Source organism: Bacteriovorax sp. Seq25_V (assembly GCF_000447795.1).
In the GTDB taxonomy this organism is placed as follows: domain Bacteria; phylum Bdellovibrionota; class Bacteriovoracia; order Bacteriovoracales; family Bacteriovoracaceae; genus Halobacteriovorax_A.
Window position 1 is genome coordinate 1 of the sequence record NZ_AUNI01000019.1, and the last position, 18,849, is coordinate 18,849.

Consider the following 18,849-nt stretch of genomic DNA (forward strand, 5'->3'; position numbering starts at 1 on the left):
TTTTTCGAAAATAATGATCTTTTAAGCCGTTACATTTAAATTGGGATAGGGGTCATAATTACTTTATAGTTGTATCGCGATGGATAAAATTGTTTCTGGCGGCTTGAATATTAAGACAATAAATATTTAATATGGCAGAGAAGTTTTTAAGGTTGTGCCCATTTAAATGGAGCAGTTTATACTCATTTTACAGATTCCTTTTTGTGCAGGCTGGGTTCTTTTCGGTCTTGAGTAAGAGGCACTGTTCTCAAGTCAAATTACTAAAGTGAGTACGATTTAATTTTCTGTATATAAGGAGAATGATCGAAAATGTTTTAATTTATACGATTGCGGAAAGGGTTACTAGGTGGAGTACCCTTGAGGCTAAGGGTACTTTTAATTTTATTCTTTTTCTTCGAAGTAGATTCCTGAACCGATCCAATATTCTTCATTGATCTTTTCAGCATAACCAAGTTTTCTTTTTACTGTTTTTGTTTCGGGGTGGTCCCAGTAGTATTTTACGAAGCCATTACCTTCTTTTATTTCACGAATAAAGTCCTTTATTAGTTCAGTTCCTTTAACATCTTTAAAATTGAGTAGATCTTTTCCTATGAGTGCTTTTTTTGCTCCATGGCATAAAACAACACCTTTATAGTTGTATGCAAAAATGTAAAATTCTCCTCTTTTAAACTTTGATCCATCGTTAAATTCATCACAAGCTTTTTTAAATCCATTGCTCTTAGCGAAAGCTGCAGCCTCTTTGACAAAACTTACAAGTTCGAGTTTTTTTGCTCTTTGAGCTAGAATAGGTGTTGCCGTCATTATTAGTAAAATACATAATATTTTTTTCATTGTGTCCCACTGTTTTTTAGTTGATAGTTATCAATTTTTAAAAGTTTTTATCTATGCATGTTGTTTCCGTATGTGGAAATTTATTGAAAAAAAACCCTCTATTTCTAGAGGGTCTTTTTTTATTAAGAAAAAATCAAAACTAGAACTTTAACTGAATACCCGCTGCAATCAAAGTTGCATCGTTACCATTGTTCTTCTTGTCATCAGAAGTTGCTCCAGTTGTTTCGTTTTCAATCTCAAGTTTAGCATATGTTAGGTTAAGATCGATATTTTTTGTACACTGGTGCTTGTAACCAACAGCCATTTGAGTTGTTTTGTATTTGCTGTCTTTAGTGTTATCAAAGTTTTTGTCTTCTCTTGTTTGGTATGTAAGAGCAATATTGTGCTTGTCCATTGAATAACTAGCTGCTACGAAAGTTCTTTCGATTTCATAAGAGAATGTGTTACCAACGTTTTTTGTTTCAGAGCTTGAAAGAGCTGCATTGAACTTGAAAGCGTTTTTTGTTAGACCAAGACCATAAAGCATTTCTTTGTTGTCTTTAGTTCCTGTTTGTGACCATGAACCCATACCAGCATAAAGATTTAAGTCAAGTCCAGAGATAGCTCTTTTGTATGAAAGTAAATGTTCTGTGTGGTTCTCTGTGTTTGTTTCTCTTTCGTTTTTTCCGTCTTTGTCTTGAGAGATCGTGTAAGTGAATCCCATCAACTCAGGAGTCGTGTAAGTTGCACCATCAACTCTTCCTCTGTAAGTAAAGCCAATACCTTGAGTACCAAGGTTTGTTTTAAGAGAGCTTGCTTGAGCAACATACTGAGCCATGTCTGCCCCTTGGTGACCTGCAATGTTTGATGCCATTGGGTCAGCTCCTAGGCCTACTACTGAGAATGGGTTGTAAGTTTGTCCGATTAGTAGGGTTCCGTAGCTGTGTTTTAAAGATACTTCTGCGTTTCTTAGGGCTACAGAATCATTTGTAGAGTCTAGTCCAAGTTCTAGTTTGTAAGATGCTGTGATTCCACCATCTACAGATTCTGAGCCTTTAACTCCAACTCTAGAAACAGAGTTTAGTACTTCAACAATTCCTGCGTTAGACTTGTCATTTCTAGTCTTTGCAACGTTTTGTTCTTGGTCAACGTTTACGTAAGCTTTGTTAATTTTCCCGTAAACAGTTGGCATTTTCATTTCCATAGCAGATGCTAGTGGAGTAGCTAATACTGCTAAAACAGCAATTTGCTTTTTCATCAAATCCTTCCTTGTTTTTGTTGATAAAAATATTTTGATTAATTATCTCCTAAGAATTTTAAATATGGCAAATATTTTTTTTGCTCTTGACACTATCCTAAATATTCGAAATAAATGGCCAATGAGAAAATCAAATTTAGTGCAACTTGGATTTTGCACGAAACCGCATGGAATAAAGGGTGGAGTGACACTGCACCTCGAAAATAGTGAAGATTCAATTCTTGAAAATGGAATGGAGGTTATGCTCTTTCCGAGAAGTCCAGAGAGTAAAATTTCTGAACAGGGTCAAGTTTTCAAAATTAAAACTATTAATTTTGGTAACAAACCAATTTGTTACTTTGAAAATTTGACAGATAGGAATGTAACCGAATCCTTGATTCCTTTTGATATTTTTGTTGATAGGGATAGCTTTCCTGAGCTTGAAGAAGGTGAGTTTTATATTTCGGATCTTATTGGTCTTGATGTGATTGATTTCGAAACTCGTGAGAAGCTTGGTCGGGTGACAAAGTATTTTGATAATACTGCACAGATTGTTCTAACGATGAAAATAAATAACGAGTTTATTGATTTGCCATTTGTTGATCAGTTTTTTCCTGAAGTTGATGTTGAAGCCGGGTTTATTGCGATTGTTAAACCTGAGGTAATCTAGTTGAAAAAAAAGATTTGGATTATTACCTTATTTCCGCAGATGTTTGAAAGTTTCATAGATGTTGGTGTCGTTGGACGCTATTTTGATGGAGTGAATGCGGAGATAGAGTGTTTGTATCTTGGAGACTTTTCGCCAAAGAGTTTTAAAGGTGCGGATGGGGCTCCTTATGGTGGTGGTCCAGGGATGGTGATGCGCGCGGATGTTCTTGAGGGCGCGATCAAGAAAGTATTTTCTAATTATTCAGATCCTTCAAATTTGGAGGTTATCTATACGGCACCGAGAGGTGAGGAGCTAACAAATAAGATGTCGCGAAAGCTAGCGAGTGATTTTACAGCAGCTAAGGGCAAGGATTTTGTCTTTATCTGTGGACGCTATGAAGGCATTGATGAGCGTTTCATTGAGCAGTATGTGACAAGAATCATTTCTATTGGAGACTTTGTTCTTTCCGGAGGAGAGCTAGCTGTCATGACGATCATTGATTCGTTTTCGAGGTTTATTGATGGTGTTCTTGGAAATAGTGAAAGTTTTGAGGATGACTCATTTGAAGAGGGCTTGATTGAGGGGCCCTCTTATACGAGACCCGAGATTTTTAATGGAGTGAAGGTTCCTGATGTGTTATTAAGTGGGAATCATAAGTTAATAAATGAATATCGAGTAAAGAAGAAGTTAGAGTTTACTAAAAAGCTTAGACCAGATCTATATGCTTTGTATGAAAATAATAGGGGAAAGAAATAGTGAAAAATGATATTTATTTGGGGTTAGTTCACCACCCGATTACAAATAAAATGGGTGAGGTTGTTACAACTTCTGTGACTAATTTAGATATTCACGATATTTCGAGAAGCTGTCGTACATTTGGAATTAGGAACTACTTTCTTGTGACGCCACTTAAGCCTCAACACGATTTAGTTAATAAAATTTTAGGGCATTGGGAAGAAGATAAGGCCGCGGCGTATAACCCGGATCGACAAGATGCGTTGTCTGTGGCGAGACTTGTGGACTCGGTAGAGATGGGTATTGAGAGAATTAAGGAAATACACGGGGTTGAGCCACTGGTAACGGTTACTGGGGCTAATTTTAAGACTTGCACGGGGCGTGAAAAAGATTTACTATCTAAAGCCTCGGTTGACAAACGTCCGATTTTTCTGTTATTTGGTACAGGATGGGGTCTTCACGCACGAGTTCTCGAACGGGCCGAATTTGCACTTGAACCAATTTTTGGAGCAAGTGAAGATGGGTACAATCATTTGTCTGTTCGATCAGCTGTCGCCATTTATTTGGATCGACTAGCGCGCGCCTCTGAGACCATGAAATAAAACTTGCTTAAGAACGGCATGGTGCCGGTCCTCTGAGAAGTTTGTAGTTTTTTTAGGAGTTATAGATGAACTTAATTGACATCGTAAACGCGGATCACATGAATCCAAAAGCTGCAGAAATCCCACATTTCATTACTGGGGATACTGTTGCAGTTCACGCAAAAATCACTGAAGCGGGTAAGACTCGTATTCAGATTTTCCAAGGTGTAGTTATTGCACTTAAGGAAAGAGGAAAGCTAACTGGTCACTTCAGAGTTAGAAAAATCTCTTCTGGAATGGGTGTTGAAAGGGTATTTCCTTTCCATTCTCCAAACGTAGAGAAAGTAGAAGTTGTTCAAAGAGGTAAGTCTCGTAGAGCAAAACTATACTACCTAAGAGAAAGATCAGGTAAGTCTGCAAGAATTGCAATCGATTACGACAGAAAGTAATCTTAAGATTCAAGTTAAGATGGGCCCACGAATGTGGGCCTTTTTTATTTGAAGTTAAATTTAAAGGTTTGTTGTAGTGTCATTTTTTGAAAAAGAATATATTAAAAAATATCATCGCTTTATTGCGGCAACGGATGAAGTTGGGCGAGGCCCACTTGCTGGGCCCGTTGTTGCGACTTCAGTTTGTTTTGATGGTGATTTGAAAAAAATTAAAAATATCGTTTCAAGACTTGAAGGCTTTGGTGTTACTGATTCGAAGAAACTTACAGATAATAAAAGAAGAAAAATTCTTCAAGAGTTGAATATTGATTATTCAAAAGAGTTTGGAGAGTTTGATATTGATGGGCAGTTACTAAAATACAGAACTGTTGAAAAATGTAATCAGTATATAGAAGAACATAATATTTTGAAATCATCACTGGATGCAATGAAAGAAGCTGTCGCAAGTTTTGGCCTAAGAGAAGGTGTTGTGCTGATTGATGGAAATAAGAAATTTGATTTTCCTGAGGCTGATCTCTATCCGATTGTTAAAGGTGATTCGAAGTCAGTTTTAATTGGTCTCAGTTCAATTATTGCAAAAATTTATCGTGATGATTTAATGATTAAATTTTCGAGAGATTTTCCACATTACGGTTTTGAAAAAAATGCAGGTTATCCGACTGCTGTTCATCGCGCAGGTATCTCTGAGCATGGTATTACTCCTATTCACCGAAAAACATTTAAAGGTGTAAAGGAGTTTGTTAATGGGAGAGAAGTTCTCTAAAGGTGAGGAGTTCGAAATTCGTTGTTCGCTAGAATTGTCGAAAAAAAGTAACCTCATGGCCTATGTGCTTATATCACCAAAGTATTTAAGAAAATTAGGTGCGGGGCAAGTTGATCTATGTGTTATCGAAAAAGATAAAATTTTTGGTTGTGAGCTTCGGATTTATGAAGTTAAGAGTTTTGCATTTCTCTCATTTTCACAGCGGAATCGTCTTAATCGAAGTGCAACTTTACTTAGCTCGATTTTTAATCTTCCTGTAAGAATCAGTATGATGTTTCATGATTTTTAGTTGCCTTTCTATTTTCGAAACCTTATCCTTTTCTTATGAAAAAATTTATTACACTAGCTACAATTATATTAGTATTTACAACTCAGAGTGTTAGAGCAGAAATGGATCCGAAGATAAAGGCGATTGGGACAATGGCCCTTTATGGTACTGTTGGTGGAACTTTGCTTGGGACTGCATCTTTAGCATTTGGGGCTAAGGGAAGATCTGTTGCAATCGGTGCATCTCTTGGTTTATATGCAGGTTTATTATTTGGTGGTTATGTTGTCGGAACTCACGCACTAAAGTCTCGTGGGTATCAAAAAGCCGATCCTGAAAATTATTATCCAGATACAGAGAGTAGTCCTTATGAGACTCCTGGCCCTGGCTCAAATAATGAGTATATGAATCCAGATAATTATGAAGGAAGTCTTGACCTTGCTCCGCTTAAAAAGCAGGAACAAGGCCCAGTTTATTTTGTACAGTTATTAGATTATAGATTCTAGTTTTGAAACGTTCTTTTTTGACCAAAGAATTTAGAAAATTCAGTGTCGTCAGTGTCAAATTCATCGTGAATGAGTGACATTGCATCGAAGTTATAAAGCTTAAAAACTTTCATAAATTCAGAACTAACATTTGAGAGTCTGATTTGATCTTTCTTGTTGTTCAGAAACTTTACAGTATCAACAAAAATATTGATCCCAGATGATCCTACAAAATCAAGCGAAGTAAGGTCAATCGTGATAAGCGATGTTGGGTGATTCTTAGTAAGCGTGCTTAGTTCTTGTTGTAGAGGAACGATATTTTCAAAATCCATTCCACCTTCCATATGGACAGTGATGTTCCCTGTTGCATCTGTTCTAACTCTTGCTCTCATTGACATTTACTTATCTCCTTCTTGCATAATGACAATTAATCATAGCAAGTTACGACGCGGTGCAACAGTGGGAATGTTTTTCATTTTTAGATGTTTCTGCTAAAAGTATAGTTAACTAAAAGGGTAGAGTAATGATTTTGACACTAGTTTCAACACCAATTGGAAATCTCGAAGATATAACACTGCGTGCATTAAACGCACTTAAAAACTCAGCGATTGTTCTAGCTGAAGATACGCGAGTAACAAAGAAATTATTTGAGGCCCTAGAGATTGATTATAGTGATAAAAAAATTATGTCATTCAATGATCATGACCAGGCAAAGATTCCTGCTATTTATCGCTCTCTCGAAGGAAAAGAAGTGACACTTGTTTCCGATGCTGGAAGTCCTGTTGTTAGTGATCCTGCTTATCCATTGATTAGATACCTGCTTGAAGCTGGTGGAACCTTGGCCACTGTACCAGGTGTAAGCGCTCCAACATGTGCGCTGGAGCTCTCTGGTCTGCCATCGCTGCCAAATACATTTCATGGTTTTATTGGAAGAAAAAAAGGTGAAATACTCACTAAATTTGAGGAGTGTCAGTCAATTGGTGGTCTACATATATTTTTTGAAAGTCCTCATCGAATTTTAGATACGATTGAAATTTTAGCTGAGTTTAGTCCAGAGTCACAAGTTAGTGTTAGTCGTGAGATTACGAAGAAGTTTGAAACTACTCATCGATTCCTTGCGAAAGATTTTAAGACACAGGAAATTCTTGATAAAGGTGAGTTTGTATTCTGTGTATGGTTTGAAAAGAGTAGTGCTAAAATTGCAGGTGGTCTGGATAAATTAGCTCAAGCTTATCTTGATAAAAAAACTCCGAAAAATTTAGCTAAATTGATAGCTCCAATTTTGAATTTATCTACTAATGAAGTTTATCAGAAAATAACAGAGTAAATCACTTTTTATATATACTTTCGTAAATATCTCACTAATTTTGTCGAAAAGTTAGTGAGGTTTATGATGACAAAAAAACAATTATCAAAAAAAATTGAACGTTATGAAGAATTGATTAAACTTGGTCAATTAACTTCGTCATCTCTTGATTATAAGAACATCCAAAAAAAGTCAGAAGGAAAAATTAAGACGCTTTTAAATTGTGAACGAGTGATGATTTTTCGCTATGACAATAAGAAGAATATTTTATTTCGTGAATTCCAACTCGATAATAAAACCGAAGTAGTTAAAGTTGAAGTTAATGAGTATACGCTGATGGGCTCTAGTGCGCTATATAGTGCGATATTATCGTTTGATGAACTTCAAAAAGATCTTCGCTATAAGAAATCTCCAAAATACTTGCGCGATATTAGTCCATCAAGTGTTCTCTATGTGCCTCTGTTGTCAAAGGGAGAGCTTCTTGGAGTAATCGAAGCAATTAATTCGAATGCTGGTAAGTTTGATGAAGAAGATATTCATTTTGCCCAAGCGATCGCTAACCAAATGACGATGTCGGTTGAGAATTACCTTCTATTTGAAAAGCTTCAGGCTCAATTCATTCAGGTTGTAGAGGCCCTGGCCGATACGATTGGGAAGAAAGATGCCTATACTGGCGGTCATACGAAGAGGGTAAGGCACTTTGCTGAGATGATTGCCTGTGAGTTGGATCTTCCATTTGAAGATATGAACAACGTGAAGCTTGCGGCTGTTTTACATGATATCGGAAAAATTGGTATTGAAGATAGTATTCTAAAAAAACGCTCACCTTTAACGGCAGATGAATTTGAGATAATGAAAAAGCATCCAATGCTTGGATATGAAATTCTTGGCCATATTGAGTCTCTTTCTGCAGTAGTTGATGGAATGAGATTTCATCACGAAAGACCTGATGGGCGAGGTTATCCATTTGGTTTAAAGGGTGATGAGATTCCACTTATTGCTATGATTATTTCGGTTGCTGATACTTTTGATGCAATGATCTCGACAAGGCCTTATAGGAAAGGATTGCCTCCTATGTTAGCGTGGCAAGAGATTGTTGATAATCGTGGAACTCAGTTCTCAGAGAGAGTTGTTGACGCATTTGACAGTGCATTTCGCAAAACAAAAATGTTTAAACCTTCTCAGTTGGATAAATATAAAAAAGCGAGTTAAAATAAATATAGTATAGTGAGAGAAGGATTTTTCATGATTGTAAAAGTGATAGGTGGTCACGGAGGGGTGTCTCCTGGATATAGGGCAACCTCATACCTTATCGACAATAAAATTTTAATAGATGCTGGTTCTGTCGCTAGCGGTATTCCAATTGTTGAACAAGCACAAATTGATCACATTTTAATATCACATTCACATCTTGATCATATTTCTGATTTAGCATTTCTTGCAGATAATTGTTTTGGAATGAAAGGGAAGCCTTTCATGATTTATACAAATAAAGAAGTTGAGACTAATGTTATGTCACATCTCTTAAACGATGCGATATGGCCAGATTTCACAAAGCTTCCATCTGCAAAAGAGCCGACTTTAAAATTTAATAATTTTGAAGCAGGGCAAACGATTACTCTTGGAGAGTATAAGGTGACGGCAGTTGCTGTAAATCACTTTGCGGGATCGCTTGGTTTTATTATTGAAAAAGATGGTGCTAGTATTGTCTTTACTCAAGATACGGGACCAACTGATGAGATTTGGAAAGTTGCTAGTGGAGTTAGAAATCTTAAAGGGATCTTTTCTGAAGTAAGTTTTCCTAATTCTTTAATGCAAATTGCGATTGATAGTCGACATCATACTCCTTCAACAATGAAAGAAGAGATTAAAAAGATGCCAAAAGATGTTCCTATTTTCTTGGGCCATCTAAAGCCAAATTTTCAGGAACAGCTCTATCAAGAGATCGGATCATTAAATGAACCAAGAATAACTATTCTTGGTTCAGATAATTCAAATTTTGTTTTTTGATTCTAATACTCAATTAATGCAGGGGCTGAAACAGGTGTTATTTGTGGCGCCTGGTCCATCTTCATTTGAGGTGGCATTACCATTGGGCCTTGCATTTGGTTATCATTTGGTTTTGAGCATACTGCTAAGCTACTTTTCTGATGAATAAGAAGTTTGATTTCTTTTCCTTCATTATCTTTTGCTGCTTCCCAGGGTGCGTTATATAAATCATCGAATACTTTCTTGTCCTTGTTTTTCTCAAGGGCATCTTTATTTGAAACACATCTTAGAAATACAAAGAAGTCTTTCTTATCACTCTTTTTAATAATAATTTTACCGTCTTTATCTTCTTTCCCTATTTGAATGAATTCATCTTTAGTGCCTTCTTTTTCTTTGTCTCGCATTGCAAGGACACACTTGTTTTTAGAGTCTTTGTCTCTTTTTAGTTTTATCTCGTACTTGCAGTCATCTGATTTAGCTGAAATAGAGGTATCTACGAGAACTTTATCTTCCGGAGGTGGAGTTTTTTCTTTTTCTTGTTGTGTTTCTTCTTTTTCAGTCTCTTCATTATTACTCTCAGTGCTGGAATCATCATCATTTTCTGTGCTTTGTGTCGCTGGTGTTCTTTCATCATTTTCTTGGGCGTGAGTTGCTGCGGCCACGGCAAGAACTGTTCCTCTTGTCACACGTGCTCTATTGCGAACCGTTTGTAATGCTGCTGTTGCATCATCTACTTTTGCTGTTAGTGATACCGGTGCTACATTATCAATGCTTGAAATAGGTGCAAGTTCATCTGCTTGTTTCGCTGCAACGGCCTGAGCATTTTTCGCATTTTTTAGTATTCTATTAGCTTCAGCTTTTTCAGCTTTTATCAGTGGTTTTGCTTCTTCTTTTGCTTTGATTGCAAGCCTAAGGTCACTCTCGATCTTAGCCTGTTTTGACTTTGCTTCATCTAGTAGGGGATCAATCTTATACTCAGGACGAACAGGTGTATCTATCTTGTCGGCCATTGCATCTTGAGCAAATTTTTGTTGATTGAGGTCTTTAATATTATCAAGATTCCTTTCTTTCTGTGCTAATAAATCACTTATCTTTTTATCATAGTTTACTTCTTTCGCGATAATAGCTGCTTTTGCATCCTGTGCTTTTTTTACAGATGTGTTAGCTCTTTCAAGGGCCCTTCTACTACTTGCAGCTGCTTCGTCACGACGGAGAACAAATTGGAAGTTATCCATATTTGAATTTGATGACTTTAAAGCGATTACATCTGTATCTTTCAACTCATCTAATACTTTTGCCCTTCTGTCTGCAAGGGTTTTTGCTCTTTCTTCGAGCTTTGCCTTTTGCACTCGTGCCGCTTTAACATTTTCGGCGAGAGAAGCTTCTGGACGAATAGGGGTATCAATCTTATCCGCCATCTTTTGTTGATAGTTAAAGTCATTTTCAAGAAGCTTGAGTCTTTCTTCTGAGCGTTTTAAGGCCTGATTATTTAATTTGATGTCAACGTCAACTTTAAGGCGTTCATTCATTTTTTCAGCGAGACGTTGACGTGATAATTTTTCGCTCTTTTCTGTATAGCTTTGTGCTGTTGAAATATTCTGTCTTGCTGTCGCATTATTTTTAACTACAATATTTTGTCTTGTTTGTGGTCTATTGCCGGCCGCTTTTGGTATTTTGTTATTATTTGCGGCCACTAGCGGAGTCGGTGGGTTTGCAATGGCCTTCTCGGCTCTGAGCTGTGCATCTAATTTTGTGAGATCATTTGATAGCTTATTAAACTGTGCAACTTTCTTGTCTGGAATTGCTTGCCCAGCATTTTTCATTTCTTGCATTTCTTCTTGTAGTTTTAGAAACTCACGTGCTTTAGGTTCGGCAACTTCATTAAGACGTGCGAAACGTAGGGCATGTACGGCTTCTTTTCCTGCATATCCTCTTACGAAGGCTTCATCAAGTTTACGAAGGTACCATTGAACAGGGGTAGTTACTGTATCAACAATTTTGTAAGCACCTTTTCCGACAGCTGCTACACCTTTACCGACAGCTGCGGCACTTTTTCCTCCAATATCAACAGTCTTTCCAAGAATCGAATTTAATTTATCTGGAGAGATTTCTTTAAAACCATTTCCAAGCTTGATAACAACTGTCTTTCCATTTCTTAGAATTGTTGCACCTGTGCGCCCAATTCTTCCTACTGTAACAAGGTCTCCGATTTTGGTTCCAAGCCAGCGGCTAGCAGCTGCACCAGCTTTTGCACCACCAGTTAAAACTTTATTTAGTCCGATTGCTTTTCCGGCCTTACCTATATAATTTGCAGCTCCTCCTGTAAGTAGGGCCATAATTACTTCACCACCAAGGAAGCCACCGACACCACAAATCATATTCATTTTCTGTTCACATGTGGCGCAACCAAAGCTGATTACTGGTTCAAGACACTTTGGCTTTTCTCCAAGTGGATTGTATCTATTTCCTTCATCTGCCCATTTGGCACAACCAAAGTTTTCATATGTTCCTTGTTCTATGAGATCTCCAATCCCTTTCCAGAGATTGCCTAAACTCTCTTTAAGAACTCCAAATTTATCATCTGAATTCATTAATTTTTTAAAGAAACCATCTGGTTGTGCTGAGGCAACAATCATTGTTTCTGATGTCGCATTTTCTATAGAATTTACTGTAAGAACTTTTTCATCTTCTTCGTCACTACTTCCCCAAATTGAGCTTCCAATCCATTTCGTAATTTCCCAGATGCCTTCAATATTGCTTGTTAGGTTTTTGAAAATCCCATAGAAAATTTCGCCAAGGCATCCTGAGTCAGTCTTCATATCTTTGCAAAATGCTTTGTCGCCGGTGATTACTTTTGAAAGATAATTTGCAACCTTTACATTACCTGACATGAGGCTACAGGCAACACCTTCGATACATTTTAAGGTTGTTTGCTCTGACTTTTCACACTCTTTTTTAAATGTTTTTTGTAAATCAAGATCAAGAATTCTTGCGAGACTTAGCTGATCTTCAAGGGCCCAGTTGTCTGTCGCACATGAGAAGTAATTTTCTTTATCAAAAGTAAAACTTGGATCATTTGCTTGTTGTGCGTCGAGAAGTTCCATGTAAAGACCAAAAACTTCATCACAATTAATACTTTCTTTTTCTGATACTTTTATAAGTCCTTTTCTGAAGCGACCTTTGTCATCTTTACAAACATTGATTTGAAATGTGACGGTTTCTACAATATTCTCTTCGATATCTGAGTTAATTTCTTCTGGAGGAAGAGGTTGTGGTGTTGTCACTTGCGGTACTGAAGTAACTTCTTGTGGCTCAACTGCAATTGAGTTTAAAGCGAATAGCGTACAAATTATATAGGTCGTAATTTTCTTAAACATCATCTCTTCTCACAAACCATAGAGTTTAATACATTCATCGCTCGTTCTATTGACTCATTATCATTTAACTGTGACATAACTTTGAGATGAATTAGTTCTTGATTACATTTTGCAAAAATTGTAATTTCTTCTTTTGCAGTATCTCCAAGCGAATACTGATATCCATATTGGTGAGACTCTTGAAATCCCTTTAAGGTATTTTTCTTATAAGAACTAAATTTTAAGGCCTTTCCCTTGTATTGCTTCAACCACTTTAATCTACCTTTTTCATAGTTAGCCTGGTCTGCTTTGAAATCAATATTTTCTAGTTCTGAAAATTTTCGGTTTGTAGGAATTATAGAAATAATAGTTCTCTTCTTTTCATCTTCACTATCCCCAATTACAGAGTGTGGAATTCCGTATAGATCAGTAATGTAGTTCCATTTATTTGGAACTTCGAATGTTAGCTTCGACATTTTACTTCTGATCTGCTCACTTTTAGCAAATGTAGAAATCGTTAGTAGTGAAAGTATTAAGAGTTTATATTTCATTGGAAACCTATCGTAATAAACATTAATTTACTTTAACTGATTAATAAGTTCGGTTATTTAGAAAAGGTAATCTTGACTAGATATTAATACTTTAGGTAAAGTTCCATCGAATCGAGCCTGCAAATTTATGTTGGCACGTGGCCATCAGATAGGAAACTATGAATACAAATTTTGTCCTTCTAAATAATATTAATGCTGGTTTTGACCAAGTACGTGACACTGAATTTCTTAACCATGTCACTAAACTTTGTGGCCAAGAAAACTTTAGGCCAAAACTAGATCATATCAAGGAAAGACTTACTAAAGATGTCGCAGAGATTGAAAGCTTTGCTAAAGTAGTTGTTATAGGTGGAACAAATGGCAAAGGCGAGACATCTCACTGTCTACGCCAACTTCTGACTGAAGATGGCTTTTCGGTTCTTATGTGGACTTCTCCTCATGTTTTAAGCATACGTGAACGATTTGTTATAAATGACAGCGTGGCCTCGTATGATGAGCTAAGTCAGGTCGCTTCGATATCAGAAAAAAGATTTGCAGATGAAGGCCTTTCTTTCTACGAATTTCTCTTTGTAAGCTTTATAGAACTTGTAAGAATTAAAAGACCTGACTACGTGATTTTGGAAGTAGGACTGGGGGGACGCTTTGATGCTGTAAATATCTTTACGGAACCACTAACTCTTCTGACGTCGATATCACGTGACCATACAAAAATACTTGGACATAAATTAAAAGATATTCTTTTTGAAAAGTATGGAATCACTAGAAATGGTACTAAATTGATTTCTGGTATTGATCAAAGTTTTCTAAAAGACACACTGACTTCTTGGTGTGCGAGAGATCAAATCGAATTGATTCAGATAACTGGGGATTCTTATATTGAGAGAAATCGCAAGATGGCGCTTGAAGCATTCTCGATATTAACAGGAAAGACCAGAGCACTTTTAAGTGTTTCTTGGCAGTGCACAAAAGGCCGATTTGAGACTATTCGTGTTGCTGAGAGAGATTTTATATTTGTTGGGGCCCATAATATTGATGGTCATCGAAAATTATTGGAATTATTGAATTTTTCAAGGCAAAATAATTGTAGCACAAATGTAAGTGATACAGTCATGCTGCTTAGCTTCTCAACCGGTCGTGAAGATCAGGTTGAGGATATTCTCTCATTGTATAAGAGCTACCCATGTCTTTTTGAAAGTGTCTTCGTGACAAGTTTTTCTGGGGATCGTTCAATGGAGAAAGAAATAATTGAGAAGTTAAACTCTTTGTTTGATTTTGAAAGTAACTGGAATAATTTTTTTGATGATAAATATAAGAATAAAACAATTTATATCTCTGGCTCATATTATTTTATCGCTGCTTTTCAGCTTTTTATTCTTAGCCGGTGAATCCTACGCCAAAGAAGTTCTCTCTTTTGGTGATCAAAATAAGTTACAAATCCTTTCTGATAAAGCTTACCGCAAGACCACTGAAAATTCTTATGAGGCCCAGGGAAATGTTATTATTAAACTTGGGGCTAACTCAATCTATGGTGAAAAGGCCTCTTTATCATTTGCAACTAATGAAAGTAAAATCCTTGGCAATGTTCGTTATGTTGGGCCAGCTTTTACCCTTTACGGAACTGAGCTTTCCTACAATCTAAAAACACAGACACTACAGGCGATGAATGCCAAGCTCGTCGATGAGAATTTTGTTATCCTTGGAAAGTCTATAAGACGTGACAATACAGGAAACTTTATTGCAAAGGATGCCGAGTACACTACTTGCCGCGACTGCCCGGAGTCGTGGAGTATTCAGGGAAGTGACGTCAAAGTTGTTCCAAATGAGTATATCTATTTAAAGCATACTTTTGTTAAAGTTAAAGGGGTTGTCGTTCTCTATATTCCTTATCTTGTTCTTCCGATTAAAAAAGACAGAGAGAGTGGTCTTTTATTTCCAAAATTTGGCTTTGATCTTGATAAAGGTTTCTACTTCCAACAGCCTTATTTCCAGGTAATAAATAAGTCATCTGATTTAACTCTATCTCCAACTTCTTATGGAAGAAGGGCCATCGGTGGAGAGTTTGAATATCGAAAAGTTATTAATTCAGAATCTAATTTTGATTTCTTTGGAATGGAGGCGTCTGATAAAATTTGGAGGGCCGAAAAAACAACTTCAGAACTTGAGGGCTCACGTAACTTAAGACAATTCTACGACACAAACGTTTATTACAAGCCAAATCATAAATTTAGTATTTTTGGTGATGTGGCATTCCTTTCAGATCTTGATATACAGGCGGATTACGATATTTACCTCAATGAAAGATTGATTGATAATGAGCATGGATTGAATTTTGGGACAGAGTTAAATCTGGACTCTTTTTCAATCACTGGTTATGGCTCATTTAAGAATAATAGCTTCTTTAATAATGCTAAGGGATTTGATCATTCCTATGTTCAGAATATAGGGACTGTTGAAATTGCGCACACTCCGTATGCAATACTAGAAAATTTAGGTTTTTTAAATCGTCTTTCTTTTTCAGAATCAATAGTATTTAGTAAGTTCAAACAAAATCATAGAAAGAGTGAAACAACTCAGTTGAACCTTTCGAGAATTGATTACACGCCTAAGCTTTCATTAGATGTTACTCTTTTTAATTTTTTAAACTTTGAATCTTCTTTGCAGTTTGATGGGCAATATTATTATCTTGATGATAAGAACCTTGCTCAAACAGCTAGGAAGTACGGGAAACATTTTAAAAATTCTCTTTGGCTTGAACTAGAAAAAAGTTATGGACAGGCCTATGTCGAAAAAGTTGAAGTTCAGCAGGTTAGTACTGAGATGAAAGATAGCTCTCTTATAACCAATGTTCCGCAACTTGATAAGCAAAAGCGAGAAAAGAGTATTCTTCATAGTTCTTATAAACATCTTTTAAAGTTTGAGTTAGCCCATTCTTATTACAAAAAGCAGAAATACTCAGGTAATACTTCGCTTATTGAAAGTTTTGAAGACGAGTCTCAAGGAACACGTTTTGATGAAAGAGATATTATACGCGGTTCTGATAGTGTTTTATTTGACTCATCGACTAGAACGGACTTACCTGAATCAAATACGATTGAGTTTTCATTTTTTAATTCCTTACTTAGAAAAACTCCAAGATCAAATTATTCACCATTTGAGAGTTTTAAATACAACTATAATAACTTCGATGTGACGAAAGTCTTTTACTTCAATATATCACAAGGTCTACTTGTCGGTCCAAATTATGAAGACTTTGATGATCGCCTTGCTCGTCTTGCGACAAGCTTTGGTATTAATATTGGAAAATTTAATCTGTCTGGTAGTGAGTATTACTTTCATCAAAATCAAAAACACATTACTTCAATTGGGGTCGATCATACGGTTGATTATTTCAAGTATCGCCTTTCTTATAGCTATGACTCATTCTCCGAGCAAAGAAGATACCTCGAGTCGAACTTTACTCTTTCTCTATCAGATATGATTGAACTTAGAACTGGTCATTACTATGATTTCGAGCTTCAGCGTGTTTATGAATCTTATGTTGGGGCGCTATATTCCCCTGATAATAATTGTTGGAAATTTGATCTTGAGTATCGTCAGAAAGATAAAATTTTGGATAATGTGAAAACTCAAGATCGAATCATTTCATTTAATTTCCTTTTAAACTATAGTTCAAAAGGTTTTAACTCACTTCTTGGACTACGAATTTAATGAAAATTTTGTTTGTAAGTTTTGAAGATAGCTTTGAAAGAAATATTATTTCTTACCTTTCAAAATTTTCTGAAGTACAGGTTTCCCACTTCAAAGACGTTATGCAATTTGTGGGGATACCTTTTAATGCCGTCGTGTTTGGGCCAGGCCCAGGTCATGTCGAAGAATATTTAGTTGCAGTAGATTTTATAGAAGTACTTTATAAAAAAAAGGTTCCACTTATTGGCATTTGCCTTGGGCATCAATTAATCTTGCATACCTTATTTAACGGTGCGGTCGTTAAATCTGATACTCCGGCACATGGAAAGAGGGTGAAGCTCATTGACCAGTACGGTTCATTGGTTCAGCGTTATAACTCTTGGACCGTGAAGCTTAATGAGTCAGACGATTCTTCTCTGGTATATGATGAGAACGGAGAATTGGCCATTTATGTATCCTCAAGAGTGTTGACGATGCAATTTCATCCTGAATCAGTCGGTACAAATTGCCCAAATCAATATTTTCAAAAAATTCATTCTTTTATAGTGCATAATGATAATGATGAAATTGAAAGTAAGTGGACTCTACAATCATAGAATAATAAAGCAGCTAAACGAATTAGGTATTGCTTCTTATGAGTTTGATTTTAGGCCTCGTAGTTTTAATTTTATCCAGAAATACGTTCTTGAGGAAATCATCAAGGAAATTAATCTTTCAGAAAGACTCTTTCTTCACTTTGCGAATGAGCCAGACTTTATGATTCAGGATACACTATCTGTATTCAAAGATAGTGAGCATCAGGTTTCGTTAATGTTTTCTGACGATCAAGATGTTTCTTTTTATGAGCAATTTGATACTCCATTTTTCTGGCACTATCGCCCTGAAGCCCTATCGAAGAATATTTTAAAGTCTCGGAATTTAGCTGGTGTCGTTTTTGATATTGAATTTTTGAATGACGTGTTAAATAAAGGTAATTTACTTAATTTCTACTCTAATTTTTTACAAATGACTCGTGGAAGAGATTTGAGTATTGTCATCAATATAGATTGGGATGGCGCTGTTTCTAGCGAAATTCTCGAACTCTTCTCACCTGATTTTCTTGATGTTGCAATTGGTCCTAAAGTTGAAATTTGCTACCGCAATGTCGATTCTAAGAAAATTGAGAATTCCATCAAGTTTCTAAAAAATCATACTTGCTAAAATCAGTCTTAATTTATACAAAGAATTATGAAAATTCTTATAAGTAATGATGATGGGGTTCATGCCCAAGGTATAAATATTCTCTTCAAAACTTTACGTGAGATCGCTGATGTAACAATTGTTGCTCCAAGCATGGAAAGAAGTGCAACAGGACAAACGTTGACTCTAGATCAGCCTCTTCGTATCGATAAGCTAGAAGAGGGAATTTATCAAACCTCTGGTTTTCCAGCTGACTGTACTCTTATGGGAATCAATCACATATTAAATGAGCGCCCAGATCTCGTAATTTCGGGTATCAATCACGGTGCAAATCTAGGACAAGATATTTACTATTCTGGAACAGTCGCAGCTGCGAGACAGGCCGTTTTTCAAGGAATCCCTGCCATTGCGGTAAGCACAGTTATTGATTCTCGAGCGGATCAACTTCATCTGCAGACCGCTGCAAACTTTGTAAGAAAGCTTGTTGAGCACGGCTCATACAAATGGGTTGGCAAAGATGAGATGATTAACATAAATGTTCCAAATTTATCAGAAAGCGATATCGCAGGAGTTGAACTTACGAAGCTCGGTAAGCGCATTTATAGTGAGGAAATAGAACACCGTTTAGATAGTCGTGGAAAAGAGTACTTCTGGATAGGTGGAAAACTTCTTGGCAACTCTGGTGGCCCTGGAACAGATGGCCATGCTATTGAAAACAGTAAGATTTCAATCAATATATTAAACCTTTTTGCTCAAGTATCCGATATTTCAAATAAGTGGAGTGAGATAGTCGGATAATCCAAGTTT

General features: G+C 36.4%; 20 protein-coding genes. 15 read left to right on the plus strand and 5 right to left on the minus strand.

The window, feature by feature from the left end; genetic code table 11:
* Window positions 1–381 precede the first annotated feature (381 nt).
* Window positions 382–831 carry a cache domain-containing protein gene (locus tag M900_RS11425; RefSeq protein ID WP_021275255.1) on the minus strand — a complete coding sequence of 150 codons (450 nt, stop codon included), beginning with the start codon at window positions 829–831 and terminating at the stop codon, window positions 382–384.
* A gap of 139 nt (window positions 832–970) precedes the next feature.
* Complete coding sequence (locus tag M900_RS11430) at window positions 971–2,068, minus strand: porin (protein WP_021275137.1); 1,098 nt, start codon at window positions 2,066–2,068, stop codon at window positions 971–973.
* A 121-nt stretch (window positions 2,069–2,189) separates the two neighbouring features.
* Here M900_RS11430 and rimM point away from each other — a divergent pair, with 121 nt between their 5' ends.
* From rimM to M900_RS11465, 7 genes are all read left to right on the plus strand, one after another.
* Window positions 2,190–2,717 (plus strand): ribosome maturation factor RimM, encoded by a 528-nt coding sequence (gene rimM / locus M900_RS17245; RefSeq protein ID WP_198296008.1) that lies wholly within the window; start codon window positions 2,190–2,192, stop codon window positions 2,715–2,717.
* Window positions 2,718–3,452, plus strand: coding sequence for a tRNA (guanosine(37)-N1)-methyltransferase TrmD (trmD, locus tag M900_RS11440; RefSeq protein ID WP_052600813.1), 735 nt, complete (start codon window positions 2,718–2,720; stop codon window positions 3,450–3,452).
* Window positions 3,452–4,033, plus strand: a complete 582-nt coding sequence (locus M900_RS11445; RefSeq protein WP_021275062.1) for an RNA methyltransferase — start codon at window positions 3,452–3,454, stop codon at window positions 4,031–4,033. The genes trmD and M900_RS11445 overlap by 1 nt, the downstream gene beginning before the upstream one ends.
* 65 nt (window positions 4,034–4,098) lie before the next feature.
* Window positions 4,099–4,461, plus strand: coding sequence for a 50S ribosomal protein L19 (gene rplS / locus M900_RS11450; protein WP_021275173.1), 363 nt, complete (start codon window positions 4,099–4,101; stop codon window positions 4,459–4,461).
* A 76-nt stretch (window positions 4,462–4,537) separates the two neighbouring features.
* A complete protein-coding gene (locus M900_RS11455) occupies window positions 4,538–5,224 on the plus strand; it encodes a ribonuclease HII (protein WP_021275277.1) in 687 nt (228 codons plus the stop codon).
* Window positions 5,205–5,513, plus strand: coding sequence for a hypothetical protein (locus tag M900_RS11460; protein WP_021275205.1), 309 nt, complete (start codon window positions 5,205–5,207; stop codon window positions 5,511–5,513). The genes M900_RS11455 and M900_RS11460 overlap by 20 nt, the downstream gene beginning before the upstream one ends.
* 35 nt (window positions 5,514–5,548) lie before the next feature.
* Window positions 5,549–5,995: a hypothetical protein gene (locus tag M900_RS11465; protein ID WP_021275074.1), complete on the plus strand. Its 447-nt coding sequence runs from the start codon at window positions 5,549–5,551 to the stop codon at window positions 5,993–5,995.
* On the opposite strand, the gene M900_RS11470 is transcribed toward M900_RS11465, so the two are convergent.
* Entirely contained in the window at window positions 5,992–6,372 is a 381-nt protein-coding gene (locus M900_RS11470; RefSeq protein WP_021275187.1) for an STAS domain-containing protein, read from the minus strand. The two genes, M900_RS11465 and M900_RS11470, sit on opposite strands and share 4 nt — an antisense overlap.
* A gap of 125 nt (window positions 6,373–6,497) precedes the next feature.
* On the opposite strand from M900_RS11470, the gene rsmI reads away from it, so the two are divergent.
* The 3 genes from rsmI to M900_RS11485 all read left to right on the plus strand — a co-directional run bounded on the left by rsmI (window position 6,498) and on the right by M900_RS11485 (window position 9,290).
* The gene (rsmI, locus tag M900_RS11475; protein ID WP_021275197.1) at window positions 6,498–7,301 is read left to right on the plus strand and encodes a 16S rRNA (cytidine(1402)-2'-O)-methyltransferase; all 804 of its coding nucleotides are present in this window, start codon (window positions 6,498–6,500) and stop codon (window positions 7,299–7,301) included.
* A 63-nt stretch (window positions 7,302–7,364) separates the two neighbouring features.
* Complete coding sequence (locus M900_RS11480; protein WP_052600814.1) at window positions 7,365–8,492, plus strand: HD domain-containing phosphohydrolase; 1,128 nt, start codon at window positions 7,365–7,367, stop codon at window positions 8,490–8,492.
* A gap of 33 nt (window positions 8,493–8,525) precedes the next feature.
* The gene (locus M900_RS11485; protein WP_021275184.1) at window positions 8,526–9,290 is read left to right on the plus strand and encodes an MBL fold metallo-hydrolase; all 765 of its coding nucleotides are present in this window, start codon (window positions 8,526–8,528) and stop codon (window positions 9,288–9,290) included.
* A 2-nt stretch (window positions 9,291–9,292) separates the two neighbouring features.
* Here M900_RS11485 and M900_RS11490 read toward each other — a convergent pair whose 3' ends face one another.
* Together M900_RS11490 and M900_RS11495 are read right to left on the minus strand one after the other, a co-directional pair.
* Window positions 9,293–12,646: a hypothetical protein gene (locus M900_RS11490; RefSeq protein WP_021275145.1), complete on the minus strand. Its 3,354-nt coding sequence runs from the start codon at window positions 12,644–12,646 to the stop codon at window positions 9,293–9,295.
* On the minus strand, window positions 12,646–13,176 hold the full coding sequence (locus M900_RS11495) for a hypothetical protein (RefSeq protein ID WP_021275177.1): 531 nt from the start codon (window positions 13,174–13,176) through the stop codon (window positions 12,646–12,648). The genes M900_RS11490 and M900_RS11495 overlap by 1 nt, the downstream gene beginning before the upstream one ends.
* Before the next feature lie 158 nt (window positions 13,177–13,334).
* On the opposite strand from M900_RS11495, the gene M900_RS11500 reads away from it, so the two are divergent.
* The 5 genes from M900_RS11500 to surE are packed head-to-tail and all read left to right on the plus strand — an operon-like array spanning window position 13,335 to window position 18,840.
* Entirely contained in the window at window positions 13,335–14,561 is a 1,227-nt protein-coding gene (locus M900_RS11500) for a hypothetical protein (RefSeq protein ID WP_021275050.1), read from the plus strand.
* Window positions 14,476–16,884 (plus strand): LPS-assembly protein LptD, encoded by a 2,409-nt coding sequence (locus M900_RS11505; RefSeq protein ID WP_034732552.1) that lies wholly within the window; start codon window positions 14,476–14,478, stop codon window positions 16,882–16,884. Before M900_RS11500 ends, M900_RS11505 begins: the two co-directional genes overlap by 86 nt.
* The gene (locus M900_RS11510; protein ID WP_021275042.1) at window positions 16,884–17,459 is read left to right on the plus strand and encodes an aminodeoxychorismate/anthranilate synthase component II; all 576 of its coding nucleotides are present in this window, start codon (window positions 16,884–16,886) and stop codon (window positions 17,457–17,459) included. Before M900_RS11505 ends, M900_RS11510 begins: the two co-directional genes overlap by 1 nt.
* Window positions 17,425–18,063 (plus strand): hypothetical protein, encoded by a 639-nt coding sequence (locus M900_RS11515; protein WP_021275196.1) that lies wholly within the window; start codon window positions 17,425–17,427, stop codon window positions 18,061–18,063. The genes M900_RS11510 and M900_RS11515 overlap by 35 nt, the downstream gene beginning before the upstream one ends.
* A gap of 27 nt (window positions 18,064–18,090) precedes the next feature.
* Window positions 18,091–18,840: a 5'/3'-nucleotidase SurE gene (gene surE / locus M900_RS11520; RefSeq protein WP_021275094.1), complete on the plus strand. Its 750-nt coding sequence runs from the start codon at window positions 18,091–18,093 to the stop codon at window positions 18,838–18,840.
* Window positions 18,841–18,849: the final 9 nt, after the last annotated feature.